The sequence below is a fragment of the Rossellomorea sp. GCM10028870 genome (assembly GCF_042666755.1).
Taxonomy (GTDB): domain Bacteria; phylum Bacillota; class Bacilli; order Bacillales; family Bacillaceae_B; genus Rossellomorea.
Genome location: NZ_JBHTGN010000001.1, coordinates 871,526 through 896,345 on the forward strand (window position 1 = coordinate 871,526; position 24,820 = coordinate 896,345).

Consider the following 24,820-nt stretch of genomic DNA (forward strand, 5'->3'; position numbering starts at 1 on the left):
GACAAATGAATAAGCGTGATCTCGTTCAATATTTCATTGTTAATAAGGAACTGAATATGTCTAAAGGAAAAACGGCAGCGCAAGTGGCCCATGCTGCTACTCTTAGTACACTGACGATGATGTCATCTGATTCACCTTTTCAAAATCGACAAGCAGACTTTGTAGAATGGGTGCAAACAGGTATGAAAAAAATTGTTCTAAAGGGAAAAGCCGGAGAGCTGGAGAAATTAGAGGGTGATGGATATTTCAGTATTCACGATAGCGGGTTAACTGAAATTAAAGAGGGATCTTTAACAGTAGTGGCACTTCCGCCAATGGAAAAGTTTGAAGCAAAAGAGATTGTCGGGCACTTAACACTATTAAAAAACTAGAGTTGAAGAAGGAGGTATTTCATTGTTTTCTAAAGTGGATACAGTCCATATATGTATAAAAGATTTAAAAAAGTCTACCCAATGGTATGTAGAGGTGTTGGGGTTTGAGCAAGTTTTTGATTCGGGAAAGTATGTTGTGTTCCAAATAGGTCAAGGAGGCTCTACTCTAACGGTTCAAGAGGGAGAGGTACGTCCCTCATCCGTCAAGCCGATTCTCTTTTCTGATGCGTTGGAAGAGACTAGGTTAAAGCTTGTGGAAAGGGACGTCAAGGTTGGAGAGATAAAAGAAGATGGAGAGGTTACGTTTTTTGAGTTCTGGGATTTAGATGGAAATGGTTTTGAGGCTTGTCAGTATATAACGGACTAATTCGGTCTGTGTTTCACGTTAGCAGATTCATTTCAGTGAGGAGATTGATCAATGGGTTACATAGAAGAATTAAGAGCAATGGTTGGTACGCGCCCTCTTATTTTAGTCGGATCGGTGGTCATTATTTTGAATGACAGAAAGGAAGTGCTTCTGCAGCAAAGGAGATTTCCGAATGGCTCATGGGGACTGCCTGGTGGATTGATGGAATTGGCAGAATCAACGGAAGAGACGGCGAGAAGAGAAGTGAAGGAAGAGACGAATCTGACATTAGGTAAGTTGAATTTGTTAAACGTATATTCAGGTGCGGATCAATACATTAAAGCTGAAAATGGAGATGAGTTTTATGTAGTCACCACAGCCTACTTTTCAAATGATTACGTTGGAGAAATGAAAGCAGAACACTCTGAATCCATTCAACTAAAGTTTTATAATCTAGAAGAATTACCTTCAACGATGGTGAGAAGTCATCTGCGTATGCTTAATGACTTCAAACAACATGAATGCATAGCCAAGGGTGAGCAGTGTTGTTAAAAAGGAAATATGGCACACGAGAGGGATGGTCTCGTATAGTGGAAAGAGAGGTTTCTGTTAAGTACACATCTACTGGTGAACTGGAAGGATATCTCTCCCTTATAAAATTCGACAGGGTAGCTCACCCTCTATATGTACAATATGAGGGTGACTCCATATGTATTGTAGATGATGGCTATTCATGGCTTCAATTCTTTCCTGATCACCGGCATTTTTCTATTACTACTATGTTAAAAGAAGATCAATCAGTTATTCAGTGGTATATCGATATAACGAAAGAAAATGGATATGATTCAACTAGGGGACCCTGGATGGATGATTTGTTTTTGGATCTTATTATTCTTCCAGGAGGGAAACTGATAGAAAAAGATCAGCAAGAATTAGAAGAGGCGTATCTTAATAAAATAATCTGTGAAAAGGATTATAGGTTGGCAAAGTCTGAGTTTCATCAATTGAACCATCGAATTAAAAACAATGAATTAAACATAGAGAAATTGACCGAAGAACATTTAACATGTTTCAATAAAATTAAATAAAGGTGTAGGGTGTTTTCTGATGGATTATTATTTTAGGACAATTATAATTTCAGCTCTGATAACTCCTCTTCATAATGATTGGAAGGGGATTTGCAAGACTCCTGCGGAAAAACGGGTGAGAAAATAGCCCGCAGAGAAGCGAGGAGGCTTGGTCGTTCATCCGCGGAAAGGGAGCGGATTCCCTTCCAATCAAGCAGTATTCTAATTGAACAGTGGGACAGCACTCGCTTTAAATCAATAGTAACAATGACTTAGATAACAGTTAATTTTAAAAAGGCTTGGTGGATATTAGAACATTTCAAGATGGAAAAAAAGCTGGTCAGACACTATCTGATCAGCTTTTTTAAATGATTTATTCTATAGAGATAAGCGTTTATTTTAAAGTATCTAGATACGCATAGTATGCGGCTAGTTTTTCATTGTTGTTGGCAGCTTTACCGTTACCCTTTAAAGATTTACCTATTGCGAAAAATTCTTTATGAACAGGTAGAACGTGAACGGTAACAGCTGGACGCCCTCTATGCCTGAAATCCTTAGGTACGTGAAGCATAGAAAATCGTTTCATTGGAATGCCTCCTTTAAGGAGAAAGCTATTCTACCTATCTATTATTATTTAAGTAGAATCAATAGTTTTTTAACCATAACATAGTGCATCATTTTATTCAACTTTCTGATTATTATATACAATTTAATAGAGTTTATGTTGATATAAAAATATTTAAGAGAACCCCCAAAAATTAAATCATTCATTCGTATTCTATGGTAAGAATGGTAATGAGAATTATTGACATTCTGATCTAAAACACAACTTGGGGGGTATTTAAAAGTATGAATATTGATGATGTACTAGAAGATACCGTAGAACTTGGACAAGAGGATATAAATCGCCCAATCTATCGCGTTGACATTGATAAAATTCTAGATTTGACGAGTGATATGTAAGAAACACTTTACTATAAAATGAAAAGGCAAGCCCTTGGGCTTGCCTTTTCAATATGCTCGCATTAATAATAGAATGCTTATGCTTGTCGCCTCTGGTCAAGCCGCCTCCGCTTTTGGTTTCATCCAGCTCCGGCGGCTAGAGGCTCGAGGTCATAAGCCAAGACTACCAAAAAGGCAAAGAACGCCTTTCCGGTAGTCCCGTCTTATGCTTGTCGCCTCTGGTCAAGCCGCCTCCGCTTTTGGTTTCATCCAGCTCCGGCGGCTAGAGGCTCGAGGTCATAAGCCAAGACTACCAAAAAGGCAAAGAACGCCTTTCCGGTAGTCCCGTCTTATGCTTGTCGCCTCTGGTCAAGCCGCCTCCGCTTTTGGTTTAGTCATGTCTCTTGTGTTTGTTTAGTAATTCTTTTAGCAGATTAATGATGGTAGCACGTTCGCTTTTGTTAAATGTTTGAGTCCAGCCTGAAATTAGCATATCTTCTTCAGGCGATAAGTCTCGCTGTAAACCGTCAACAAATACTTCTTTTATTTCGTCTTGACCATATTGTGGATTGATAGGGTCATGTCTCATCGAAATACCTCCTTCATACTTCTTTTACATTTTCCCCGTGCAAATTAATCCAAACATCTAAACTCTCTGATCGGGAAAAAATGGTTATGTAATGACGCGGTTAAGGAAAGGATATAGAGAAAAGATAAAGGAGAAATCAATGTCGCTTCCTCTCTTTATTTCCATATTAATCATCCTGATTTATATTGTGATCTTCATGCAAAAAAAGCTTTCATTCACTGCAAATTCCATACAGTTCATGTTGTTATCGATTGTTTCAACGAATTATATTACGATTATGACTAACAAGCTGGAATGGATTAGGGCTTCAGAGGATGTCACTCAATTCATTAGCTTACTGATAAACCGGGAATGTATTTTCCCATTGATTGGAATTATCATGATAAATGGCTACTTGAATTACAGATCAAGAACTCATAAAGTCATATTCTTCTTAAGCCTTTTATTTTTTATCACTATTTTGGATGTCCTTCATATTCACTTTAAAACGCTTGATTATCCTCAATGGAGCCTATTAAATACAACCATCATTAACATAATATATTTATTCATTTGTATTGGGATAGGAAAGGGGCTTTATCATATGCAGAAGAAGGAGGGGAAAAATAGTGGACAGAATATATGAAAGATCATTTGATTTAAACGAGTGGTTTATCATCATTAGTCTACTTGCTCTCCTTATAGTAATATGGATTACTCCAAAAATATTCCCATTCCTGGAAGGGCTAAGTTACTTTATTTATGGCATAGCAATAGGGATGTTTTATGACCATACGATCAGTATTCCACCTTGGGATTTTTACGATGTGAATGATAGTTCAGCTTACCAGGCGATCGATTTTATTAGTTATATCATGTATGGTCCTTACAGTTATTTTTTTATATACATCTATAAAAAATTAAAGATAAGAGGGGTCATGAATCTTGCTTATTTATTGGTTTGGACATCTTTTTCTCTTTTGATGGAATGGTTCACGTTAAAGATTGGCTTTTTTCATTTCGATAAAGGATATGAAATGTATTGGTCCATTCCAATATACATGGCGGTTCAAAGTATTCAACTATTATTTCACCATAGAATAAAGAGGGTAACGAATGGATAGAAGTAACAAAAAACCAGAAACCATGCTGCAAATGGCTTCTGGTCTTATATTAAAGAGGAAGAACCACTTCATATTGAGTGAATCCGATGTCTTCAAGGGCTTGTTTTAAGCTTGAGCTTGTTTTTAAGTCGTCGAAGGTAATGCCGAGGTTCCCTAAAGTATGGGCAAATTCAGGTCGGATACCTGTCAATACCGATTGTACTCCCATCATCTTTAAAGCGTTGATGATTTGGTAAATATTATGAGAAACCATGGTGTCCATGATTGCCACACCGGATATGTCAATAAATAAATAGTCCAATTCTAGTTCAGAGCTTTTCTTTAGAGCCGTTTCCATAATAGACGTGGCTCTATGAGTGTCAATTTCCCCAATGAGAGGAAGAATCGCAATTTTATCTGCAATCGGCACAATCGGTGCCGAAAGTTCATCCATAGCAGTATGAATAAGAGCTAGCTGATCTTTTTGCTGCTTTACAAATAACTCATTTAAAAGATAAGCAATTTCATCCAGTAATGGGTTAATCTTTTTGTTTACTTGCAGCATAAGAGAGGCTGTTATTTGATTATCGCTGATCTGTTTAGTGAAAATATCCCAAATAGTAGTCCGGAATGCTGATAGTGTTTTTAACGATTCATTTAGTGGAATGCCTTTTTCAAGTGCTATTTTTCCTACCTTCTGTGTCCACTCGCTTATCTTAATGAGAGAATCTTTTTGCTCTTCTTGTAAAGATTCTCCCAGCATTTGAATTAATTCAATTCTCCATTCCGTGACTTGCTCCATTTTCACTCCAGAAAACTTAAGTTGTTCAGAATACCGTTTTTCCTGGTATTCAATTACGCCCTGAGCAATATCGGATTTATGTGAAACAATTTCTTGTCCTAGATACACTAATTCATCTCTCATTCTCCTCAGCCAACTCCTTATACTGCTTATTTATTTAAAACTTTCGAAATAGTCTCTATTAATGGTAATATAGTATATCATAAATTCTATTAGAATTATAGCTTTCAATAGAAGGAGTAAATGAAATGACTCATATATGTTTAGTACGCCATGGTCAAACTGATTGGAATCTTAATGGGAAATTACAAGGTCAGACGGATATTCCATTAAATGAAACAGGAAAGCTTCAAGCAGAAGAATGCAGAGAATTTCTAGAGAAATCACATTGGGATGTTCTGATTACTACTTCTTTGGTGAGAGCCAGGAAAACGGCAGACATTATTAATGAAGCCTTGGAATTGCCGATTGTTGAGATGGACCATTTCAAAGAACGTTATTTTGGAGATGGGGAGGGGATGTCCCGTGAAGAAAGAGAAAAGCAATATCCTGATTTTATCTTTCCGAATATGGAATCGTACGAAGTGTTGATCGATAGGATCCAGGAGGGACTGAGAGAGATTCATGATCAGTTTCCTGACCAGAATGTATTGCTGGTTGCTCACGGTGCGGTCATCAGTGCAATATTGCGAGAGTTTCATAAAGAGGAGGTAGGTGTGAACCACGTGAAACTATTTAACGGCTGCCTGACCAATCTCCATTTCACAAATAAACGATGGAATGTCCATTCTTATAATGAAGTAGGTCATTTATCGGAGCATGAATAAAGATGTGAGTGAGAACGGGAGCGTTTACCTCCTCAGAGTGATGTAAAGAATTCTACTATAATTAGATGTGAATGGTGTGATCTAATGGCGATTATTTTGTTTGATGGTATATGTAATTTCTGTAATAGTAGCGTACAGTTTATTATAAATCGTGATCCAAAGGGACTCTTTCAATTTGCTTCCTTACAAAGTGAAATTGGTCAAGAATTATTAAAGAAGCATAAGATTCCTCAAACGACAGATAGCTTCGTTTTAATCGACGATCATAAATCGTATGTTGAATCAACTGCCGCTTTAAAGGTGTGCTCTCATTTAACATGGCCATGGAAGCTTTTCGGCGTGTTTAAGATCATTCCCAAGCCCCTAAGGGACAGGGTATACAGGTGGATTGCCGCAAATAGATACAAATGGTTCGGAAAACAAGAATCCTGTATGCTGCCTTCGCAAAACATGAAAGACCGTTTTATAGAATAGAAAGACTCGAGGAAACGTCCTCGAGTCTTTTCGTTCTATAGGATTTATCATTAATGTCGTCATCATGCTTGGAGGTTAGAGCCCTATGCTTATTGCTATTTTTCAAGCCGATTCGCTTTAGTATGATTATTGACTTTGAATCGTTTTAACCGAAACTTTTCTTCTTGAACGCGGTCCATCAAATTCACAAAGGTAAATACCTTGCCAGGTTCCCAGAAGAAGTTCACCATTAGTGACGATGATTGTTTGAGAGTGGCCGACCGTACTCGTCTTTAAATGGGCGGCTGTGTTTCCTTCTCCATGAAGATCCAGAGTATGTTCCCATGGATATACCTCATCTAATCGACGTAGAAAATCTGTTTTTACATCAGGATCGGCATTTTCATTCACCGTGATTCCGGCTGTTGTGTGCAAGGATTGAACCACCACAAGACCTTCCTTCATTTCTGCGTTGGTGATGATGTCTTGGACATATGTGGTAATATCAATCATTTCATCGCGCTTTTTTGTATCGATTGTAAGAGTTTTTATCATAACAATGACCCTTTCTATGTAAGTCTTATTCTCTACATTCCACCAAATGGCTTGTTCAAAACCAGCCGTTCTCTTTATCAATATGGTGCTGGCTATAAAGTGGTATTACACTGATTACATTGGAAACATCCTGTTCATTTATTTCCTCGATAACGATTTCTTTTACTTCTGTATGGAAACTTTCACTCCAATTTCTATATTCTTTTAAGGCGCGATGGAATTCTTCTTTTAAATCAATCCTCCCCAAGGTGATATGAGGAATGTACGTAAAAGAGGGGTTACGAAAAGGTGTTAGTACTCCTTTATACAGTTCATCATGTAAATGAATGATGGAATCATTCCCTTTTTTTACATTAAGAAATAAATATTCACCAGAGGACCCTGTTATTTCTTTTAATAGCAGGCTGAATGGTTGCAATCGATTAGCAATGCTTTGTACATGTGATATGATTTCACTGTTAGATAAATTTGAAGTGAAAGGGAAAACGAGTGTAATGTGGGGAGGGATTTTATCCCATAATGGGTCGTGTGTTGTTCTGATCCTTTGGATTTCTTCTACTAATTCAAGTTGTGGGAAAATATGAATGGCTCGTTTCATCACATAATCCTCCATTTTGTTAACAGGATTCTTCTTGATCTCTTATGAATATGTGCTTCTTACGCTCGAAAGAAGCTCTGTAGCACTTTCCGTCTTTTGTCTTGTATAGAGCTTTATACACTTTTTCTTTATTATCTGTTGTATGAGTTTGAATGATGCCAATGATGGTAGAATCGGGAGCTACAGTTTGTAGAGATGTTTCAATGCTTGAATGCAAAAGGAACCGCTGATAGCCATATAGAATAATAACGCAAGCAACAAGTAAGATGAACATCCAGCGGAATCCTTCCAGTAGTAACGTCTTATTCATCAGAAAATACTCCTATCTTCTAAAGCATATATTCGACTAAAGGAATGAAAAAGGGCAGTACAGCCCTTTTAGAATTCAACTTAACTTTTTATATAACCTTTTAGCAAGGTTTAACGCAGCTGTGTTGTCACCATGAAGACAAATGGTATCTGCTTTAATTGACAATACCTCACCATCTGTGGAAACTACCTCTTGTTTCTCCACCATTCGTAATACTTGCTTCTCCACTTCGTTTTCATCATGCAGTACGGCATTGGGAAGTGATCGTGGAGTAAGTGAACCGTCAGATTGATAGGTTCGATCGGCAAATACTTCATAAGCGACACGCAACCCTATTTCTTCTCCTGCTTTTGTCAGCTCACTTTGGGAAAGGCCGAATAAAGTTAATCCGGGGTCAAGGTCGTATACGGCTTTAGCAATCGAGGTTGCCAGATCGGAATCCTTCGCTGCCATATTATAAAGTGCACCATGAGGCTTTACGTGAGATAACATGCCTCCCTGTGCCTTGACGAAAGCGAGGAGGGCGCCAATCTGATATTGTACAAGGGCATATGCTTCTTCAGGGGTTACATGCATCATTCTTCTTCCAAACCCTTGAAGGTCAGGTAATCCAGGGTGAGCACCAATCTTTAGGTTGTGATTTAATGCATTTGTAACGGTTTGTTTCATTACGAGGGGATCCCCTGCATGGAATCCGCATGCGACATTGACGGAGGAAACGAATTTCATCATTTCCTCATCTTGTCCTATTGTATATGTACCAAAACTTTCTCCTAAATCACAGTTTAAATCGATTTTCATTTTTCCATCCTTTCATCCTTTAGAATGAATTGTAACATTCTGAATTCTTATCTATCATACCATAAATTTAATCTGGATGCTTTTCTGATAGAGTAGAGGAGGATTAAGGGAGAAAATGATTTTCTCATCAAATTTTAATCTTGTTCTAATAGATTTCACTTTTTCACCCGATACAATGAATCTTGCTTATGAATAAGGATTTATCACTCCCTAAACAAAAAGAAAGTGGGGTAGCTTTCTTTTTGTTTAAATCTTTATTATGTAAGACCCATTCTAATTTCTTTCCTTTGGAGACAAAAGTTTTGCTGAAGCTTTTGTCTTCTTTTTGTGTATTTTTAGACAATGGTTAGAATGAAGGGGAAGGAGGGGTCAAATGGATCTTGTATTTAAACAAAACCAAAACGTTTTTAATTACAGAGTAGTGGCCATCTGGGTAGAACAGGACCATATTTTATTACATAAGCAAGTGGAAGACAATTACTGGTCGTTGCCCGGTGGAAGAGTCGTCATGGGAGAAGCATCACAGGAAAGTTTAAAGAGGGAAATGCAAGAGGAACTAGGAGTTGAAATTATTATAGAACAATTGATCATGGTGAACGAAAATTTCTTTCCATATAAAGAATGGGATTTCCATGAAATTGGATTTTACTATAAAGTGAAAGCTAAAGACAGGGCAATTTTTCAAAAGGATCCCTTTCATGGGCTGGAAGGGGAGCGTTTATTATACAAGTGGATTCCAATTGAAGAACTTTCTGAAGTACAATTATATCCTCAAGAGGTTAAAGATATGTTATTACATCAACCAAATGAAACAATCCATATTGTGTCAAAGAAGTGAATTAAGTGGAAGGCAGAGAAGAACTTCTCCACCCTTTAGACTATGTAGTACTACTTACTGTGAATGAGTCAGTTTTAACTTTACTTTATGAAACAACGATTTCATCTTTCCTTCGCTTCTTTTCGCATTGGGGTGATGATCAATTACTTTTGTACGTAGAAAATAATTAATGCCTTCTTCAGCCAGAATGAGAAGTACAAAAAGAGAAACAATCACGATTATCCAAGTCATATATATTCCTCCCTTACTATCCCTTTCATGTTTATGGATATATCTACCACATTATGAATCGTAATAAACATGTTGGGTCGTAAAGAACGAGCTTTCTTTATTCTACTCAGCAGATGTAGGAATGCAATTGAAAAAAACGGAGCCTGCATTCAGCTCCGTTTTTTCTTTCATCAAGGAATGAACCCTTAAGCCTTTTTAGTTGAGACAGCTTGCGGGGGAGTTTCCGGAACCTTAATGAAAAGCATTCCAACCAGGCTGGAAAATAGACTTAGAACTATGAAAATGATAAAGGTACTCAAAGGTTCAATCAATGCTACTATAGGAGGCCCTAAAGCGACACCTGTAAACCTCATTGAACTGTAAATAGAGGTGATGGTTCCACGATGCTCTTTTTCAATTCCTTCTGTAATAAGTGCATCCAAACAAGGAAGGGCTGCGCCCATTCCAATTCCCGCAATCGAAAAAATACTCAATATAACCCATTTTCCTTCAGTGAAGATTAATGGAAGGAATGCAACCGAAGTCATAAGGGAACCAAAGACGATGACCCACTTCATCTTCTCTTTACTCTTACCAATCACTTTCCCAGTTATGTAGGAGGTAAGACATAAGAAAAGGAGTGGAACCGCTAAATATAGTCCCTTCATCACTCCGTTTATTCCATAAGCTTGCTCTAATCTGGTTGATAAATAATATAAAAAGCCAAATAAGGTAAACATGGAAATGATTCCAATGATGAAGATGCCGAAAATCCATTTCTTTTCCTTCCCAAGGACGATTACCACCTCATGAACAAATTCCTTAATCGATTGTTCCGCTTCTTCTCCTTTTTTTGGTGGAACTTTCACAAATACGACAATCAGAAGAATCGAAAGAATTGAAAATACAGGTATGGAAAAGAATGGGATAAACCAGATCCATGCAGCAAATAACGCTCCGAGTATCGGGCTTAGCACCTTGCCGAAAGTATTGGATGTTTCGATTAAACCCAATCCCTTGGTGATTTGATCATCATCCTCATACAGGTCTCCTACTGTAGGAATGACGACTGGGAAGGCTCCGGCTGCTCCAATTCCTTGAACAATCCTTCCTACAATAACAAAAATATAGGCGTTCGAACCGTAAATTGAAGCAAATCCACAAATGAGGCCACCGATTCCTGCAATGATCAAGCTGGGTATCAGAATATTTTTCCTTCCGATACGATCGGATAAGTAACCGGCTATTGGAATACAAAGAATGGCTATAATAGAGTAAACGGTAATGATTAAGCTTGATTGAAACCCCGTAATGTTTAGCTCCTTTTCTAATTGAGGAAGGACAGGGATCAACATGGAATTCCCGAGTGTCATAACTAAAGGAATAGAGGATAACGCCAGTAGATCTAATTTTTTCTTGCTTTCCATTTCGTGCACCTCATTCTTATTTATACACGTTTATTTTCTTCAACAAGAGCATTTTCATACTACCTATTTATTTCATTATAATAATATTATGTAAACTGATTGCGTCTTTTTTTCTCTAACTAAAAACTTACCTTTTTCTCACTCAATTTTAATGAAAGAGGAGGAAAATGGCAGTATTGATAAAAGGGAGGTAAGAACCATGTGGATTCGAATAATTCCTATTTTATTTTTCAGTTTTACTGCCATTACTTTAATGACGTATCAAGGTATTGAAATCTTTCAAGCGCTTAATGATTATATTTTTAGCAAAAGTAAAATAAAATAAGTGATATTAAGCATTTAGAGCAGGTGATTTATGTGAAAAGAATTTTAGTCATAGAAGATGAAAAAAATCTCTCTCGGTTCATTGAACTGGAACTTAAATATGAAGGATATGAAGTGGGGCTTGCCTATGATGGAAGAGGGGGGTTAGAGAAAGGTATAAACGAGGATTGGGACATCATTTTATTAGATCTAATGCTGCCGAATTTAAACGGACTTGAGGTTTGCAGAAGAATACGGCAAGTGAAAGCTATTCCGATCCTCATGATCACGGCAAGGGATAGTGTAATGGATCGTGTATCAGGATTGGACAGTGGTGCCGATGATTATATCGTAAAGCCTTTTGCTATTGAAGAACTGTTAGCGAGATTGAGGGCCGTATTTAGACGAGCAGGAAATGAAGAAGCAGCTTCAGCTCAAACAACGTATCATTACCGTGATATCACCGTTCAAAAGGAGTCACGGCAAGTATTTAAGCTTGAACATGAAATCGAGGTTACGAAAAGGGAGTATGACCTTTTACTCGCCTTTTTGGAAAATAAAAATATTGTTTTGACCCGTGAAGTCCTTCTCAATAAAGTGTGGGGGTATGATACCGAGGTTGAAACGAACGTAGTGGATGTTTATGTAAGATACCTACGAAATAAAATTGATTCGCCTGACGAAGATAGCTATATCCAAACTGTACGTGGTACCGGGTATGTGATGAGGACATGAATACATTCATGAATCGATTTAAGCCCTCTTCTCTTAAAGTGAAGTGGGCATTAGCCGCTGGTTCAGCCATATTCCTTGCCTTTTTCTTATTTAGTTTTTTTCAATATCATGCAATCAATAAATGGATGGTGGATGAAGAAGAAAATAACTTTAGTCGTGTGCTGGATGAAATTACGGTGTTTTTTAAACAAAAAGGGCCAAATATACAGCTGCAGGACATTTATGATAGCAGGGATTTGATGAAGCAAATAGCTGAAAAAGACCAGACTATTCGTATTTTAGATCGTCAGGGGAATCAAGTATCGGAAATTCAAGGTGAAAATGAATGGGCTTTTTACGTTCCTTTTCAACCCGTCAGAGAGAAGACAGTTACACTTATTGAATCTGAGGGAAAACAAATGCTTATTGGGAGATCTCCGATAAGATCTAGTCAATTCAACGGATATATTGAAATCATCCAGCCTTTAAACCGGTATGAAAAGATCATGAAGAACCTGTTCTGGATGATGACCATCACCGGGGTATTAGCGCTCTTGATCAGTGCAATTATCGGCTATTTCATGGCTAGAAGCTTTGTACGTCCACTAAATAAGCTTTCTGAAACAATGAGATCGATTGAAAGGAAAGGATTTCATGAAAGAGTGGAGATTGTGAAGGCCCATGATGAAATCAGTGACCTATCGCAAATTTTCAATAAGATGATGAGCCAAATTGAGAAATCGTTTCAGCAGCAACAGCAATTTGTTGAAGATGCATCGCATGAATTAAGAACGCCCATTCAGGTATTAGAAGGACACCTGGCTCTTTTGAACAGGTGGGGAAAAAAAGATCCAACGATACTGGAAGAATCTTTACAGGTGTCATTGGAAGAACTTGAAAGAGTGAAAAGGCTTATAGGTGAACTATTAGAACTTTCCAGGGCGGATCGGGAGAAATTCGATCTGCAAAACGCTCGGGCCAATGCACAAAAAGTAGTTGAAAAGACAATTAGAGATTTTAAATTTTTACATCAAGAACACACTTTTTCCTGCTTGTATGAGTTGGATAACGACGCTGCGGTATCTATTATGCCAAGGCATCTTGAACAAATCATGATCATCCTGTTAGATAATGCCGTGAAATACTCTGAGATGGATTCAAACATTGAGATAAAATTAATGGATCGTGAAGAAGAAGTGATGATCGAGGTGAAAGACGAAGGGATCGGTATTCCAGAAGAAGATCTTCCAAAAATCTTTGACCGGTTCTACCGTGTGGATAAGGCTAGAAGTCGTGAAAAAGGCGGGTATGGCTTGGGGTTAGCGATTGCATCAAAGCTTATTCAAAATTACGACGGTGAAATTAAAGCCTTAAGGAACGAACCTGCAGGTACCATTGTGCGACTGTCTCTTAAGTACGCTAATTAAATGTATTCTACATGTCAAGACGTCTCAATATTTATCTGAGACGTCTATTTCTGTATATTGCATGTCGATGCTTTTAGGTATTTTCAGTTCTAATATGCCGTCCTTGAATTGAGCCACTGCGCCTTTTTTCTTCACTAGACAAGGGAGTGTGATGACCTGTCTTTCCCCATTCTCCGGGATGTTCTCGATAATGGCCTGATTCGACGTATGGTATATTTTCAATTGCTTCATCCACTCTTCATTTGGAACGTGAAAGCGGATGTAAATATCCTCAAAGGATTCAAAAACATTTGCAGGTATTGAAGTAGAAGAAGGAGAAGCCTGCCCCCCCTGAGATTTCTGCCCTTGATTACCAATCGGATTCATAAAGGATTGCGCCCCGTTCATCAAATCATTCGGATTCATCATACTCTCCCATCCGCCCGGGAACATCTTTTTCATCATACCTTGTATATAGGAATCCATTTCTTTCGGATTCATCTGGTTCATTTGATCTTTCATTTCTTTATTGAAAGGGAATAAACTCCACGGGAACATGTGAACCACCTCGCTTTAATCTATATAGGCCAACCGCCATGATTGTTATAGTCTATGCAATGCATAGGCGAAAAGTTCATCTGCTTGAAGGAGAAGAATGGAAAAAGTAATAAAGCCCTGGGATGAATTTTCAACTCATAAGATCTATCTATCATTCTGAAAAGCTTATAATATAGAAAAATTAATGAAAAATAACAAAAAATATTTGGTTTTTTTTAGTAACAGTAGTAAGATGGTTTATGAAAAAAGTACCCTCATAACAGGGATACAAGAAGGTGAAAGAGAAAGCGCTTAATAAAATATTATTTCAGAATAGTCGATTATCAAAAAGGTTTTCGTGCAATTTATTATGGGAATATAAGTAATAACCTTAAAAATGAAGGGGAAAACAAAATTTTGAGAAATTTGTCATTAAGACTTTATCTTACTACTGCACAGTGATAAAATGTCCTTGTAAGCGTTTTAATGTGTTAAAAATTACTATTCTTGCATAATGAAACACAGCTTAAAAATTGTAAGAATACATGATACCCAAATTATACTAACTGGCAAAATAGTTGGAGGTTTTTCACAATGAAAAAACAATCGGCAAAAGGGGAACCGTGGCAATCGTTTTACGGACCGAACCTGGGCTATGTAATGGAGGTTTATGAACAATTCTTGGAGGATCCATCTGACGTGGATCCTGAATTGAAAGAATTATTCGAACAATGGGGCCCTCCTACAGCTGAAGACGTACAAGTAATCGCAAGCGCTCAGCATGGGGATACATCATTCACTTTACCAGCACAACCTACTGCGTTAAGCAAAATGGTAGCTGCAGTTAAATTGGCAGATAATATTCGTACATATGGTCATTTAGCTGCGGATATTAATCCCCTTAATGACCGAAACAAAGACACAAGAAGAATTGAACTGGCTGAATTTAATTTATCTGAAGAGGATTTAAAGCAGATACCTGTTGATTTCTTATGCCCGAATGCACCTTCTCACATAAAGGATGGTTTGCAGGCAATCAATCACTTAAGACAGGTCTATACTAAAAAATTGGCATTTGAATATGCTCATGTTCATGAGCTTGAAGAAAAGAATTGGTTAAGAGAAAAGATTGAATCAGAATCCTATTTCACTCCACTTTCAAAGGATAAGAAACTTGCGTTATTAAAACGACTTGCCGAAGTGGATGGATTTGAAAAATATGTTCACCGTACGTTTGTTGGTCAGAAGCGTTTCTCCATTGAAGGACTGGATTCTATGGTACCTTTACTGGATGAAATGGTTCGTTATTCAGTTGAATCAGGTGCTAAAACAGTCAATATCGGTATGGCACACCGAGGTCGCTTAAACGTGCTGGCCCATGTCATCGGTAAACCGTATGAAATGATTTTTGCGGAATTCCAACATGCTCCAAGTAAGGATCTGATTCCTTCAGAAGGCTCGATTGGAATTACATTCGGATGGACAGGTGATGTAAAGTATCATTTAGGTGCTGATCGTGAAATCTCACCTCTACAGTCGTCAACAGCTAGAGCACGTGTCACTCTGGCGAATAACCCAAGTCACTTAGAGGTTGTGAGCCCCATTGTTGCTGGTTACACACGTGCTGCACAAGAAGTTCGTGAAGATAGAGGTTATCCAGAACAATCACCGGAATCTTCCTATGCTATCATGATTCACGGAGATGCTGCCTTCCCTGGACAAGGTGTTGTAGCTGAAACATTAAATATGAGCCAATTACGAGGATATAATACGGGTGGATCCATTCACCTCATTGCGAACAATATGATCGGTTTCACGACTGAAAGCCGTGATTCACGTTCTACTAAATATGCATCTGATACTGCCAAAGGCTTTGAAGTGCCGATTGTCCATGTCAATGCAGATGATCCTGAAGCTTGTCTTGCGGCAGCGGTGCTCGCCTATGAATATCGTAAAACCTTTGGAAAAGACTTTGTCATTGATTTGATCGGCTACCGTCGTTTTGGTCATAACGAAATGGATGAACCGATGGTGACGAATCCATTAATGTACTCTGTCATTCAAAACCATCCTAACGTCAAGAAGCTTTATGCTGAAAAATTAATCTCAGAAGGAATCCTTACAGAAGCAGATGTAGAGAAAATGGATAACGACATCGAAGAAGCATTAAAAGCGGCTTACGATAAAGTGCCGGCTAAAGACGATGATCCTGATACCGTCCTTGCCCCACCTGAATATGTAGCAAATGGCTTACCGGATATTAATACGAGTGTCGATTTTAATAAGCTTGAAGGTTTAAACAGTGAACTGCTTCAATGGCCAGAAGGATTTAATGTGTTCAAGAAATTAGAGCGCATCCTAAAGAGACGAAGTCAGGTGTTTGAAGGGAAAGGGAAAATTGACTGGGCCCATGCTGAGACGTTGGCGTTTGCCTCTATCTTGAAGGATGGTACGCCGATTCGATTAACGGGACAGGATTCAGAGCGTGGTACATTTGCTCAACGCCACCTTGTTCTTCATGATGAAAAATCCGGTGAAGAATACATTCCTTTACACAATCTGAATGACAGTCATGCTTCGTTTGTTGTTCTTAATAGTCCTCTTACTGAAACGGCTGTTGTTGGATATGAGTATGGGTACAATGTGTTTGCACCTGAGACGTTGGTTCTTTGGGAGGCACAATTTGGAGACTTCTCCAATATGGCACAGGTGATGTTCGATCAATTCATTTCAGCCGGTCGTGCAAAATGGGGTCAAAAAACCGGCCTGGTCATGCTCCTGCCTCATGGATATGAAGGTCAAGGTCCAGAACACTCAAGTGCTCGCCTAGAACGATTCCTGCAACTGGGTGGAGAATATAACTGGACGGTTGCCAACTGTTCTACAGCTGGTCAATACTTCCATATTCTTAGACGTCAGGCTGCCATTTTACAAAAAGACGAAGTAAGGCCACTAGTAATCATGACGCCGAAAAGTTTGCTCCGAAATCAATTCGCAGCTGTCACAGCCGAGGAATTAGCCCATGGAGAATTCCATTCAGTCCTGGAACAAAAGGGTCTTGGAGAGAACCAGGATACTGTTGAACGGGTTGTACTGTGCAGCGGGAAAATTGCGATTGATTTAGAAGAGAAGCTTCAAGATATCGATGATAAAGATTGGTTACACATTCTTAGAGTAGAAGAAATTTATCCTTTCCCTAAAGGTGATATATCAGCCATTCTGGAAAGATATTCAAACCTTAAAGAAATTGTATGGATTCAAGAAGAACCTAAGAATATGGGAGCATGGACATTTGCAGAATCACGGCTCCGTGACATTGCACCTGATGGTGTTGAGGTGCATTATGTCGGCCGTCGCAGACGTTCAAGTCCATCAGAAGGTGAACCAACAGTACACAAAAAAGAGCAATCACGAATTATAAATGAAGCGTTAACTCGATAAGAAAGAGGAGGACATCACAGTGGCAGAAATTAAAGTTCCAGAATTAGCAGAATCAATTACAGAAGGTACAATTGCTCAATGGTTGAAACAACCAGGGGATTATGTGGAAAAGGGTGAGTACATCGTTGAGCTGGAAACAGATAAAGTAAATGTTGAAGTCATTTCAGAAGAAGCAGGTACGATACAAGAACTGAAAGCTGATGAAGGCGATACGGTTGAAGTCGGTCAAGTTATTGCCATTGTTGGTGCAGGAGGGGAAGCTCCAGCAACTCCTGAAACTCAGGAAAATGCATCTGCTCCTAAGCAAGAAGAGAAGAAAACTGAAGTTGCGCCAGCCAAAGAGGACAAGAAGAATCGTCCAATCGCTTCTCCTGCGGCTCGCAAATTGGCACGTGAAAAAGGCATCGACCTTTCCGATGTGCCAACAGATCCATTAGGACGTGTTCGTAAGCAGGACATTGAAGCCTATAGCAACAAACCTGCTGCTGCTCCTTCTAAACCTGCTGCGGAAGAGAAGAAGGCACCTTCTAAGAAAGATGATGGAAAGCCAGTGGTTCGTGAGAAGATGTCCCGCCGTCGTCAAACAATTGCGAAACGCTTGGTAGAGGTTCAGCAAACAGCTGCAATGCTTACAACGTTTAATGAAATTGATATGAGTAAAGTAATGGAATTACGTAAACGTAAAAAGGATAAATTCTTTGATGACCATGATGTAAGGCTCGGTTTCATGAGTTTCTTTACAAAAGCAGTCGTAGCAGCCCTTAAGAAATTCCCATACGTGAACGCTGAAATTGATGGGGATGAAATCGTTCTTAAGAAATTCTATGATGTCGGCGTAGCCGTGTCTACGGATGATGGATTGGTTGTCCCGGTCGTACGCGATTGTGAGCGAAAGAACTTTGCAGAAATCGAAGGGGAAATTATGGAACTGGCTACTAAGGCCAGAAACAACAAATTATCTCTTGGGGATCTGCAAGGTGGTTCATTCACGATTACAAATGGTGGGGTATTCGGTTCATTACTATCTACTCCAATTTTAAATGGACCGCAAGTTGGTATTTTAGGGATGCATAAGATTCAACTTCGCCCAGTGGCCATTGATAAGGATACAATGGAAAATCGTCCGATGATGTACATTGCTTTATCATATGATCATAGAATCATTGATGGAAAAGAAGCGGTTGGATTCCTTGCAATGGTGAAAGATTTACTTGAGAATCCAGAAGACTTACTGCTTGAAGGTTAAGTAGTCCTGATTGAATAAGAATAGATGAATGTTTTGCTGATTCATATATCCATTAATGGGTTGTGGATCAGCTTTTTTTTCACATTTTTTTACTAAGAGAATAAAATATGGATAACTAAAATAAAGTTTCCTAAAGGAAACTCTGGGACATGAATAATGAGGGAAGGTGTAACGATGAAGAACTTCAATTCAAAAAAAGTGATTCAGTATTCGTATCTTTTTCATAAATTGGGATTGTTGGATAATGAACAATTCAAACAAATTGAGGAATACCATGGATCCAAGTATAAGAAGCACAGTTAATGTCTGTTTCAAAAATGAAAAAAGACAGACTCAAGTGAAGATGAGTCTGTCGTAATAATCGCATCTCAGGGGGTGAGATAAGCTAGTATTCTTTTTTTATTCTCATTGTCAAGATTTCCTAAAAGGTTTCAATCCTCGGTTACGAATTTCTTTCTTAAGAAGTAAAATCCAGTCTTGATCATTCCCTTGCTTCTCAGCATCACGATAAGCTGCAACCAACTGTTCATTACTTAAGATTTTCATGACCAACCTCCCAGGAATGTGTAAAATATAGAATTTTCTATATTTTCTATTTATTCTACATAGAAAATACTCATTTGAAAAGGGTTTTTTCATAATTTACGTCTAAAGTAGTATTTTTAGTTATTATGTAGAAAAAGGTTTAGAAAAGATGTTTTTTGTCTATATAAAGTGGTTGGACATTTCAGTTCTTGTTGAAACTTGTCATCTAACTATCTCCATTGGCTATTTACCTTTAAGTATTAAAAGTCAGAAGGAAATCACGATTAATTAGTTTGAAAATTTTAATTTTTGTGATAATATTACACGCATAAGGAACTGAAATTTTAACCTCTTTGACTACATATACTGAAATGTTCCGGGCTTAACATGAATACAGATAAAGGGGGATATTCATTTGTCGGAGATTTTACATGCAACTGTAGGTGAATTACTCGAAGAAAAAGCTCGTTTACAGCCTGAGGTTGAAGCGGTTGTCTACGCAGACAGAGGATTAAGATGGTCCTATCATGAATTTAACCAACAGTGCAGGCAAGCTGCAAAAGGGTTTATGAATCTTGGTATCAATAAAGGAGATCATATCGCGATATGGGCTTCTAACACTCCTGAGTGGTTAGTAAGTCAGTTTTCGACGGGGAAAATGGGAGCTGTACTAGTAACCGTAAATACTAATTATCGTACTGCTGAATTAGAATATTTATTAAAGCAATCTGACAGTAAAACGATTATTTTGATGGAAGAGTTCAGAGGTGCTTCCTATATAGATATGGTGTATGAGATTTGTCCTGAGTTGAAAACGTCTAAGCCCGGAGAATTAGAGAGCTCAAAACTTCCTTATTTGAAAAATGTTATTGTCTTAGGGGAGAATGCATATCCAGGTACATATAGCTGGCAGGATATTATGGATAGAGGGAATGATGTTGAGGAAGGTGAGTTGGATGAAAGACTTTCAAGCCTTTCCCCCGATGATGCCATCAATATGCAATACACGTCAGGAACGACAGGATTTCCTAAAGGAGTCATGCTTACCCATTCTAATATCGTAAACAATGGTTATAATATTGCCGGGTGCATGAGATTGACGAACAAAGACCGTTTATGTATTCCTGTTCCATTCTTCCATTGCTTCGGATGTGTATTGGGTACACTTGCATGTGTATCTGTTGGGGCTACTATGGTTCCACTTCAGGAATTCGATCCGAAGCAGGTTCTCCAAACGGTGCAGGATGAAAAATGTACAGGCCTTCATGGGGTGCCAACCATGTTTATTTCCGAGTTAAACCTCCCAGACTTTGGTCAATACGATCTTTCCCATTTGCGTACTGGAATTATGGCCGGTAGTAACTGTCCGATTGAAGTAATGAAGGGCGTCATGGACAAAATGGGGGCAGATGAGATAACCATCGCCTATGGTCAGACCGAATCTTCCCCTGTCATTACGCAGACGCGCACCCATGACCCGATTGAATTAAAGGTGGAAACGGTTGGAAAAGCCTTGCCAAATGTAGAGGTGAAGATTGTTGAGCCTGAATCGAGCCGGGAAGTTCCCCATGGTGTTCAGGGGGAGTTATGTACGCGTGGGTATCATGTCATGAAAGGGTACTATAAGAATGAAGAGGCTACAAGGCTTGCAATAGATCATGAAGGTTGGCTGCATACTGGTGACTTAGCGGTCATGGATGAACACGGCTATTGTAGGATTACAGGAAGATTAAAAGACATGATCATTCGAGGCGGTGAGAATATTTATCCGAGAGAAATTGAAGAATTTCTTTATTCCCATCCAAAGGTATTGGATGTTCAAGTCATTGGAATTCCTGATGAAGTCTATGGTGAAGAAGTTATGGCCTGGATTATTTTGAAGGAAGGACAAACCGCAACACCAGAAGAGATCAGAGAATATTGTAGAGGGAAGATATCCCGTCATAAAATTCCAAGGTACATCGAGTTCACTGATTCCTACCCAATGACAGCTTCAGGGAAAATTCAAAAGTTTCGCTTAAGAGAGCAGGCGAAAGAAGCAGCCCTGCCTAAAAGTAATTAACAAATTGAAAACGCTTCCTCGAAAAGGACATTCCCAATTCTTCGGGAATGTCCTTTTCATGCGGAAATAAAAAGTATAATAGAGTATCAGATAACTGAAATTTCAGAGACTCTTTGCTAAAATAAAAGAAGAGACTCATAAATATATTAACAATAATATGATTATGTAAACAATTGGAGGGTCATCTGTGTACGTTTTTGTTTATGGGACGTTAAGAAAACACGAAATCAATCATTTTCTATTAAAGGAAGCCATATTGATTAGGGAACAAGCTTGGGTGGAAGGTGTTCTTTACGATACTAAAAGAGGATATCCCGCACTGAAAGAAGGCAACGGGAACACTTATGGCGAATTATATAAAATCGACTCCAGTATATTATCACCGTTGGATGAATTGGAGGATTTCATCGAAGAACGAGAAGACAACCTTTATATACGTAAGCTTAAACTTGTACAATCGGATAATGGACCGCAGGAAGCTTTTGTTTATTATTCTGAAAATGAAGAATTGTTCCAAGAAGAAATTCCTTCAGGAGATTGGAAAGTACATCAGTTTCTAAATGAAAAGCCTGATAGGATCCTTTATTTTGCCTATGGTTCGTGCATGGATGATGAGCGATTTAAATTAGCGCAGGTAGATCACCATTTTAAAGACTGTCTGGGTGCAGGGGTTCTAGAAGGATATTCTATGAAGTATCTCTTTAGAGTACATGATGGTGGCCGGGGAGACATCATTGAGGATGGAGGAACGATGGAAGGGGTAGTATATGAGCTCCCTCAACAAGCAGTGGAATACTTGTTCACTAGAGAAGGGGTGGCACCTGGATGGTATAGAGCAGCTTTCATCGACATACAAATTGGTGGGAGGCTTTACAAGGATGTATTAACCTTTATTGTCAAAGATAAGTGTCAGGAAGCCTGTCCCCCAGATCATTATGCAAAAGAGATTCTACGTGGCAGCAGACCACATGTAAGCAAGTCTTATCATGAAAAGTTACAGCAGCAATTAGTTGGAATAGGGATGACAGAAGAGCAGGTGCAGAATCTTCTTAACGAAGAAGAATAGATGCACGAAAGAGTTTCGGGAGGTGAAGTCATGAAGATAAGTGATGATCTATTATTTACAGCAATAGAATCCCATCACTGGGACTATCCAGATCGATTGATACCGAGTGAAGTGGATAGTTTACACAGTGATGGAATCGTTGCAATTAAAAATAAACAGTTGAAAAATGTATTTGCTAATAAGGTACCTAAATTCATTGTGAATAATATGAATGAACTTCAGGTGAAATGGAAGGTGATTGAAGAGTTTTATGGTAAGGAATCCTTTAGTATGTGGATCAGGGAACCACTTATCGATCAGGAAGAGGAATTCCTCCTATCACACGATGGTCTTCTGGAAGAGCGTTATGAGGGGTTGATATTTAATCTAAAACAGGGTCATTTCATCCCTTCACCTGCTCATAAAGTCATTACTGTTGAAAGTGACCTTCACATTCATGATCTTGTCGAAATCAGTTCCTCCATATGGGGTTATCGGGAAGAAGACAAGCCGGTCATCTTTAAACAAAGAAAAGAGTTTATGAGCAAATGGGGACCGGATGGTGGGTTCTCATTAGCTTACAATAAGGAGGGGCATCCTGTTGGATACGGAAATTATCGGTTCAGCCGTGATCATGAAGTCCTTTACCTCAATGGAGGAGGGGTGCTCCAAGAAGCAAGGCATGGAGGCGTATATTCTTCATTAGTCGCCCATCGATTGGAAATGGCAAAACGAGCGCAATGTCGGTTTGTAACCTGTCAGGCGAGAGTCGGACACTCTGCCCCTATTCTCAAGAGGTTGGGCTTCCAAGCGTTTTCAACCTATCAATATTGGGTAGTGAATAGAAAAGCGCAGGCAGATTTGATAAGTGAGAAAAAATAATCGCTTTGTGTGAAATGGGGTGGTACGATGGATGTTTTACTTCAATTGGTCGATCAATTTGGATATATCGCCATGTTTCTTTTTAGCTGGATTGTTTTTTTAGGATTACCGGTACCAAACGAACTCGCTGCTGCACTATCGGGATATTTATCTGAATGGAGAAATTTCAACCCTTATACCTCCTTTTTCTTTATGTATAGTGGATTGATCTCTTATGGAATCTTCGCCTTTTTAAACGGCCGATATTTCGGAACAAAATTAATTTCTCGATTTATGAAGGGAGATAAATCAAGGAAACTCATTGACAATGGTGAAAAATGGATAAATAAGTATGGTCCCTTTGCCATTTCGTTTAGCTATTTCATACCAGGCATCCGATTATTCATGCCTTATATTGCCGGAACGTCCAAAGGGATTTCTTTCATGAAGTTTCTCTTATATGCTCTTCCGTCTGCTTTCGTTTGGGGATTTGTGTATTTTCAGATTGGGAGGTATTTTCCAAAAAGTTTTCAGGGATTACTGGAAGAAGTGAGCGTGAAGGCAGGAATCGTTTTTTCCATGTTATTCATCGGGGTGATCGTGTACAGTATTGTCTTTACCTTGAAAAAAACCCCTGATACCTCGAAATGGAAAAAGGTACGTTATCGAAAATAAGAAAAGACTGATCAAAGATGACTTCTCCTTTAATCAGTCTATTTATCTTGTTCATCCTTAATAATAGTAAAATACTTCCCAAATACACCCAATGCCTTAATTGTGGTTCTTGAGCCATTTTCATCCTCGTATATTTTCCCGATTGTGTTAAATAGCAAGTAACCGTTTTTAATATTTGAGCCTGTTTCTATCAAAGTTGAATAAGTATTCCCCTCAAGTTTCTTTGTACAAGTTATAGATTCATGACATTCAATATTGTATTCATCTAGAAGCCATAAATAAAATTGTTCTTCATTAGGCCGGTTGGTGCTCATGTAAAAAACCATCAAAACAAAAGCAAAAATACCCATTCTTTTTAATCCGCTTTTCACCATCTTAATCGAACCTCTCCTGCAAATCCCTCCTATAATATACCATATTTTCTTGTTGAAAGTAATAGTCTCACATAAAAACTGATAAATGAGATAGTAGTTGAACTTATAGCTCTGTAAGAATATACTATTAGCATAGTACATTTCAAAAAGGAGGTTATTGTATTGATTCACAAAACCTGGACGGAAAATAATACCGGAAAAAAGGTAAAATGTGTACATACGGATGCGAAGAAATATACAGTTGAAAATGTTTTAACCATTGGTAAAGAATACGATGTGAAAAACGAATCTGAAGAGTATTATTTCGTCATCGATGAAAGTGGGAAAATGGGAGGCTTCTACAAAGAGTACTTTGAAGAGGTGTAAGCCACTTCTTTCTGGCTGGTTTCTTTTTAATGTGGAGAAACCGGCTT

At 38.5% G+C, this 24,820-nt stretch carries 30 protein-coding genes; 18 read left to right on the top strand and 12 right to left on the bottom strand.

The window, feature by feature from the left end; all coding sequences use genetic code 11:
* The first annotated feature begins 5 nt into the window (after positions 1-5).
* Genes ACFQWC_RS04570 through ACFQWC_RS04585 form a run of 4 tightly spaced genes read left to right on the top strand, consistent with a single transcriptional unit; the run spans position 6 to position 1,805 of the window.
* The gene (locus ACFQWC_RS04570) at positions 6-371 is read left to right on the top strand and encodes an aminoacyl-tRNA hydrolase (RefSeq protein WP_377106235.1); all 366 of its coding nucleotides are present in this window, start codon (positions 6-8) and stop codon (positions 369-371) included.
* A gap of 22 nt (positions 372-393) precedes the next feature.
* A complete protein-coding gene (locus ACFQWC_RS04575) occupies positions 394-738 on the top strand; it encodes a VOC family protein (RefSeq protein WP_299737520.1) in 345 nt (114 codons plus the stop codon).
* A gap of 51 nt (positions 739-789) precedes the next feature.
* Positions 790-1,269, top strand: coding sequence for an NUDIX hydrolase (locus tag ACFQWC_RS04580; RefSeq protein ID WP_377106238.1), 480 nt, complete (start codon positions 790-792; stop codon positions 1,267-1,269).
* A gap of 38 nt (positions 1,270-1,307) precedes the next feature.
* On the top strand, positions 1,308-1,805 hold the full coding sequence (locus ACFQWC_RS04585; RefSeq protein WP_377106240.1) for a ribonuclease FAU-1 family protein: 498 nt from the start codon (positions 1,308-1,310) through the stop codon (positions 1,803-1,805).
* A 373-nt stretch (positions 1,806-2,178) separates the two neighbouring features.
* Here the strand turns inward: ACFQWC_RS04585 and ACFQWC_RS04590 are convergent, their stop codons facing one another.
* Positions 2,179-2,370 carry a hypothetical protein gene (locus ACFQWC_RS04590; RefSeq protein ID WP_044336725.1) on the bottom strand — a complete coding sequence of 64 codons (192 nt, stop codon included), beginning with the start codon at positions 2,368-2,370 and terminating at the stop codon, positions 2,179-2,181.
* Positions 2,371-3,117: 747 nt separating this feature from the next.
* Positions 3,118-3,315: a hypothetical protein gene (locus ACFQWC_RS04595; RefSeq protein WP_377106242.1), complete on the bottom strand. Its 198-nt coding sequence runs from the start codon at positions 3,313-3,315 to the stop codon at positions 3,118-3,120.
* A 608-nt stretch (positions 3,316-3,923) separates the two neighbouring features.
* Between ACFQWC_RS04595 and ACFQWC_RS04600 the strand changes: the two genes are divergently transcribed.
* Entirely contained in the window at positions 3,924-4,418 is a 495-nt protein-coding gene (locus ACFQWC_RS04600) for a hypothetical protein (protein WP_299737510.1), read from the top strand.
* 49 nt (positions 4,419-4,467) lie between these two features.
* Here ACFQWC_RS04600 and ACFQWC_RS04605 read toward each other — a convergent pair whose 3' ends face one another.
* A complete protein-coding gene (locus ACFQWC_RS04605) occupies positions 4,468-5,322 on the bottom strand; it encodes an STAS domain-containing protein (protein ID WP_299737508.1) in 855 nt (284 codons plus the stop codon).
* Positions 5,323-5,447: 125 nt separating this feature from the next.
* On the opposite strand from ACFQWC_RS04605, the gene ACFQWC_RS04610 reads away from it, so the two are divergent.
* Together ACFQWC_RS04610 and ACFQWC_RS04615 are read left to right on the top strand one after the other, a co-directional pair.
* Entirely contained in the window at positions 5,448-6,026 is a 579-nt protein-coding gene (locus tag ACFQWC_RS04610; RefSeq protein WP_299737506.1) for a histidine phosphatase family protein, read from the top strand.
* Positions 6,027-6,110: 84 nt separating this feature from the next.
* The gene (locus ACFQWC_RS04615; protein ID WP_299737504.1) at positions 6,111-6,500 is read left to right on the top strand and encodes a thiol-disulfide oxidoreductase DCC family protein; all 390 of its coding nucleotides are present in this window, start codon (positions 6,111-6,113) and stop codon (positions 6,498-6,500) included.
* A gap of 126 nt (positions 6,501-6,626) precedes the next feature.
* Here ACFQWC_RS04615 and ACFQWC_RS04620 read toward each other — a convergent pair whose 3' ends face one another.
* From ACFQWC_RS04620 to ACFQWC_RS04635, 4 genes are all read right to left on the bottom strand, one after another.
* Positions 6,627-7,034 carry a secondary thiamine-phosphate synthase enzyme YjbQ gene (locus tag ACFQWC_RS04620; protein ID WP_299737501.1) on the bottom strand — a complete coding sequence of 136 codons (408 nt, stop codon included), beginning with the start codon at positions 7,032-7,034 and terminating at the stop codon, positions 6,627-6,629.
* A gap of 55 nt (positions 7,035-7,089) precedes the next feature.
* A complete protein-coding gene (locus ACFQWC_RS04625; protein ID WP_377106246.1) occupies positions 7,090-7,632 on the bottom strand; it encodes a 2'-5' RNA ligase family protein in 543 nt (180 codons plus the stop codon).
* Positions 7,633-7,651: 19 nt separating this feature from the next.
* Positions 7,652-7,942, bottom strand: coding sequence for a hypothetical protein (locus ACFQWC_RS04630; protein ID WP_299737497.1), 291 nt, complete (start codon positions 7,940-7,942; stop codon positions 7,652-7,654).
* A gap of 75 nt (positions 7,943-8,017) precedes the next feature.
* Positions 8,018-8,743: a LamB/YcsF family protein gene (locus tag ACFQWC_RS04635; RefSeq protein ID WP_377106248.1), complete on the bottom strand. Its 726-nt coding sequence runs from the start codon at positions 8,741-8,743 to the stop codon at positions 8,018-8,020.
* A 373-nt stretch (positions 8,744-9,116) separates the two neighbouring features.
* Here ACFQWC_RS04635 and ACFQWC_RS04640 point away from each other — a divergent pair, with 373 nt between their 5' ends.
* Positions 9,117-9,581 (top strand): NUDIX hydrolase, encoded by a 465-nt coding sequence (locus ACFQWC_RS04640; RefSeq protein WP_299737492.1) that lies wholly within the window; start codon positions 9,117-9,119, stop codon positions 9,579-9,581.
* Positions 9,582-9,635: 54 nt separating this feature from the next.
* On the opposite strand, the gene ACFQWC_RS04645 is transcribed toward ACFQWC_RS04640, so the two are convergent.
* Together ACFQWC_RS04645 and ACFQWC_RS04650 are read right to left on the bottom strand one after the other, a co-directional pair.
* Positions 9,636-9,812 (bottom strand): hypothetical protein, encoded by a 177-nt coding sequence (locus tag ACFQWC_RS04645; RefSeq protein ID WP_377106250.1) that lies wholly within the window; start codon positions 9,810-9,812, stop codon positions 9,636-9,638.
* Between the two features lie 185 nt (positions 9,813-9,997).
* Positions 9,998-11,218, bottom strand: coding sequence for an MFS transporter (locus tag ACFQWC_RS04650; protein ID WP_377106252.1), 1,221 nt, complete (start codon positions 11,216-11,218; stop codon positions 9,998-10,000).
* A gap of 357 nt (positions 11,219-11,575) precedes the next feature.
* Between ACFQWC_RS04650 and ACFQWC_RS04655 the strand changes: the two genes are divergently transcribed.
* Together ACFQWC_RS04655 and ACFQWC_RS04660 are read left to right on the top strand one after the other, a co-directional pair.
* Positions 11,576-12,256, top strand: coding sequence for a response regulator transcription factor (locus ACFQWC_RS04655; protein WP_299737485.1), 681 nt, complete (start codon positions 11,576-11,578; stop codon positions 12,254-12,256).
* Positions 12,253-13,662, top strand: a complete 1,410-nt coding sequence (locus ACFQWC_RS04660) for a HAMP domain-containing sensor histidine kinase (RefSeq protein ID WP_299737483.1) — start codon at positions 12,253-12,255, stop codon at positions 13,660-13,662. Before ACFQWC_RS04655 ends, ACFQWC_RS04660 begins: the two co-directional genes overlap by 4 nt.
* Positions 13,663-13,686: 24 nt before the next feature.
* Here the strand turns inward: ACFQWC_RS04660 and ACFQWC_RS04665 are convergent, their stop codons facing one another.
* Positions 13,687-14,199 carry an Hsp20/alpha crystallin family protein gene (locus ACFQWC_RS04665; RefSeq protein WP_299737481.1) on the bottom strand — a complete coding sequence of 171 codons (513 nt, stop codon included), beginning with the start codon at positions 14,197-14,199 and terminating at the stop codon, positions 13,687-13,689.
* A 573-nt stretch (positions 14,200-14,772) separates the two neighbouring features.
* Between ACFQWC_RS04665 and ACFQWC_RS04670 the strand changes: the two genes are divergently transcribed.
* The 3 genes from ACFQWC_RS04670 (at position 14,773) to ACFQWC_RS04680 (ending at position 19,168) form a co-directional block, all read left to right on the top strand.
* On the top strand, positions 14,773-17,619 hold the full coding sequence (locus ACFQWC_RS04670) for a 2-oxoglutarate dehydrogenase E1 component (RefSeq protein ID WP_377106255.1): 2,847 nt from the start codon (positions 14,773-14,775) through the stop codon (positions 17,617-17,619).
* A 19-nt stretch (positions 17,620-17,638) separates the two neighbouring features.
* Positions 17,639-18,865 carry a 2-oxoglutarate dehydrogenase complex dihydrolipoyllysine-residue succinyltransferase gene (gene odhB, locus ACFQWC_RS04675; protein WP_377106257.1) on the top strand — a complete coding sequence of 409 codons (1,227 nt, stop codon included), beginning with the start codon at positions 17,639-17,641 and terminating at the stop codon, positions 18,863-18,865.
* Positions 18,866-19,039: 174 nt separating this feature from the next.
* Positions 19,040-19,168, top strand: a complete 129-nt coding sequence (locus ACFQWC_RS04680) for a hypothetical protein (RefSeq protein ID WP_299737475.1) — start codon at positions 19,040-19,042, stop codon at positions 19,166-19,168.
* Between the two features lie 108 nt (positions 19,169-19,276).
* Here the strand turns inward: ACFQWC_RS04680 and sda are convergent, their stop codons facing one another.
* Positions 19,277-19,411, bottom strand: a complete 135-nt coding sequence (sda, locus tag ACFQWC_RS04685; protein ID WP_044336757.1) for a sporulation histidine kinase inhibitor Sda — start codon at positions 19,409-19,411, stop codon at positions 19,277-19,279.
* A gap of 403 nt (positions 19,412-19,814) precedes the next feature.
* On the opposite strand from sda, the gene ACFQWC_RS04690 reads away from it, so the two are divergent.
* The 4 genes from ACFQWC_RS04690 (at position 19,815) to ACFQWC_RS04705 (ending at position 24,033) form a co-directional block, all read left to right on the top strand.
* Positions 19,815-21,452, top strand: coding sequence for an AMP-binding protein (locus tag ACFQWC_RS04690; RefSeq protein ID WP_377107238.1), 1,638 nt, complete (start codon positions 19,815-19,817; stop codon positions 21,450-21,452).
* A 187-nt stretch (positions 21,453-21,639) separates the two neighbouring features.
* Positions 21,640-22,518 (top strand): gamma-glutamylcyclotransferase family protein, encoded by an 879-nt coding sequence (locus ACFQWC_RS04695; RefSeq protein WP_341356469.1) that lies wholly within the window; start codon positions 21,640-21,642, stop codon positions 22,516-22,518.
* 30 nt (positions 22,519-22,548) lie between these two features.
* Positions 22,549-23,379, top strand: a complete 831-nt coding sequence (locus tag ACFQWC_RS04700; RefSeq protein WP_377106260.1) for a GNAT family N-acetyltransferase — start codon at positions 22,549-22,551, stop codon at positions 23,377-23,379.
* A gap of 27 nt (positions 23,380-23,406) precedes the next feature.
* Positions 23,407-24,033: a DedA family protein gene (locus tag ACFQWC_RS04705; protein ID WP_299737463.1), complete on the top strand. Its 627-nt coding sequence runs from the start codon at positions 23,407-23,409 to the stop codon at positions 24,031-24,033.
* Positions 24,034-24,071: 38 nt separating this feature from the next.
* Here ACFQWC_RS04705 and ACFQWC_RS04710 read toward each other — a convergent pair whose 3' ends face one another.
* The gene (locus ACFQWC_RS04710; protein WP_299737460.1) at positions 24,072-24,407 is read right to left on the bottom strand and encodes a hypothetical protein; all 336 of its coding nucleotides are present in this window, start codon (positions 24,405-24,407) and stop codon (positions 24,072-24,074) included.
* Between the two features lie 162 nt (positions 24,408-24,569).
* On the opposite strand from ACFQWC_RS04710, the gene ACFQWC_RS04715 reads away from it, so the two are divergent.
* Positions 24,570-24,773 (top strand): DUF6501 family protein, encoded by a 204-nt coding sequence (locus tag ACFQWC_RS04715; RefSeq protein ID WP_148971115.1) that lies wholly within the window; start codon positions 24,570-24,572, stop codon positions 24,771-24,773.
* The last annotated feature ends 47 nt before the right edge of the window (positions 24,774-24,820 follow it).

What these genes read in the sequence shown, in the direction of transcription:
- ACFQWC_RS04645 (WP_377106250.1), bottom strand. Translation starts at nt 9,812, where the DNA reads ATGACTTGGATAATCGTGATTGTTTCTCTTTTTGTACTTCTCATTCTG.
- ACFQWC_RS04625 (WP_377106246.1), bottom strand. Translation starts at nt 7,632, where the DNA reads ATGAAACGAGCCATTCATATTTTCCCACAACTTGAATTAGTAGAAGAA.
- ACFQWC_RS04635 (WP_377106248.1), bottom strand. Translation starts at nt 8,743, where the DNA reads ATGAAAATCGATTTAAACTGTGATTTAGGAGAAAGTTTTGGTACATAT.
- ACFQWC_RS04650 (WP_377106252.1), bottom strand. Translation starts at nt 11,218, where the DNA reads ATGGAAAGCAAGAAAAAATTAGATCTACTGGCGTTATCCTCTATTCCT.
- ACFQWC_RS04610 (WP_299737506.1), top strand. Translation starts at nt 5,448, where the DNA reads ATGACTCATATATGTTTAGTACGCCATGGTCAAACTGATTGGAATCTT.
- ACFQWC_RS04710 (WP_299737460.1), bottom strand. Translation starts at nt 24,407, where the DNA reads ATGGTGAAAAGCGGATTAAAAAGAATGGGTATTTTTGCTTTTGTTTTG.
- ACFQWC_RS04595 (WP_377106242.1), bottom strand. Translation starts at nt 3,315, where the DNA reads ATGAGACATGACCCTATCAATCCACAATATGGTCAAGACGAAATAAAA.
- ACFQWC_RS04705 (WP_299737463.1), top strand. Translation starts at nt 23,407, where the DNA reads ATGGATGTTTTACTTCAATTGGTCGATCAATTTGGATATATCGCCATG.
- ACFQWC_RS04665 (WP_299737481.1), bottom strand. Translation starts at nt 14,199, where the DNA reads ATGTTCCCGTGGAGTTTATTCCCTTTCAATAAAGAAATGAAAGATCAA.
- ACFQWC_RS04590 (WP_044336725.1), bottom strand. Translation starts at nt 2,370, where the DNA reads ATGAAACGATTTTCTATGCTTCACGTACCTAAGGATTTCAGGCATAGA.
- ACFQWC_RS04640 (WP_299737492.1), top strand. Translation starts at nt 9,117, where the DNA reads ATGGATCTTGTATTTAAACAAAACCAAAACGTTTTTAATTACAGAGTA.
- ACFQWC_RS04700 (WP_377106260.1), top strand. Translation starts at nt 22,549, where the DNA reads ATGAAGATAAGTGATGATCTATTATTTACAGCAATAGAATCCCATCAC.
- ACFQWC_RS04580 (WP_377106238.1), top strand. Translation starts at nt 790, where the DNA reads ATGGGTTACATAGAAGAATTAAGAGCAATGGTTGGTACGCGCCCTCTT.
- ACFQWC_RS04680 (WP_299737475.1), top strand. Translation starts at nt 19,040, where the DNA reads ATGAAGAACTTCAATTCAAAAAAAGTGATTCAGTATTCGTATCTTTTT.
- ACFQWC_RS04670 (WP_377106255.1), top strand. Translation starts at nt 14,773, where the DNA reads ATGAAAAAACAATCGGCAAAAGGGGAACCGTGGCAATCGTTTTACGGA.
- ACFQWC_RS04630 (WP_299737497.1), bottom strand. Translation starts at nt 7,942, where the DNA reads ATGAATAAGACGTTACTACTGGAAGGATTCCGCTGGATGTTCATCTTA.
- ACFQWC_RS04620 (WP_299737501.1), bottom strand. Translation starts at nt 7,034, where the DNA reads ATGATAAAAACTCTTACAATCGATACAAAAAAGCGCGATGAAATGATT.
- ACFQWC_RS04570 (WP_377106235.1), top strand. Translation starts at nt 6, where the DNA reads ATGAATAAGCGTGATCTCGTTCAATATTTCATTGTTAATAAGGAACTG.
- sda (WP_044336757.1), bottom strand. Translation starts at nt 19,411, where the DNA reads ATGAAAATCTTAAGTAATGAACAGTTGGTTGCAGCTTATCGTGATGCT.
- ACFQWC_RS04605 (WP_299737508.1), bottom strand. Translation starts at nt 5,322, where the DNA reads ATGAGAGATGAATTAGTGTATCTAGGACAAGAAATTGTTTCACATAAA.
- ACFQWC_RS04615 (WP_299737504.1), top strand. Translation starts at nt 6,111, where the DNA reads ATGGCGATTATTTTGTTTGATGGTATATGTAATTTCTGTAATAGTAGC.
- ACFQWC_RS04660 (WP_299737483.1), top strand. Translation starts at nt 12,253, where the DNA reads ATGAATACATTCATGAATCGATTTAAGCCCTCTTCTCTTAAAGTGAAG.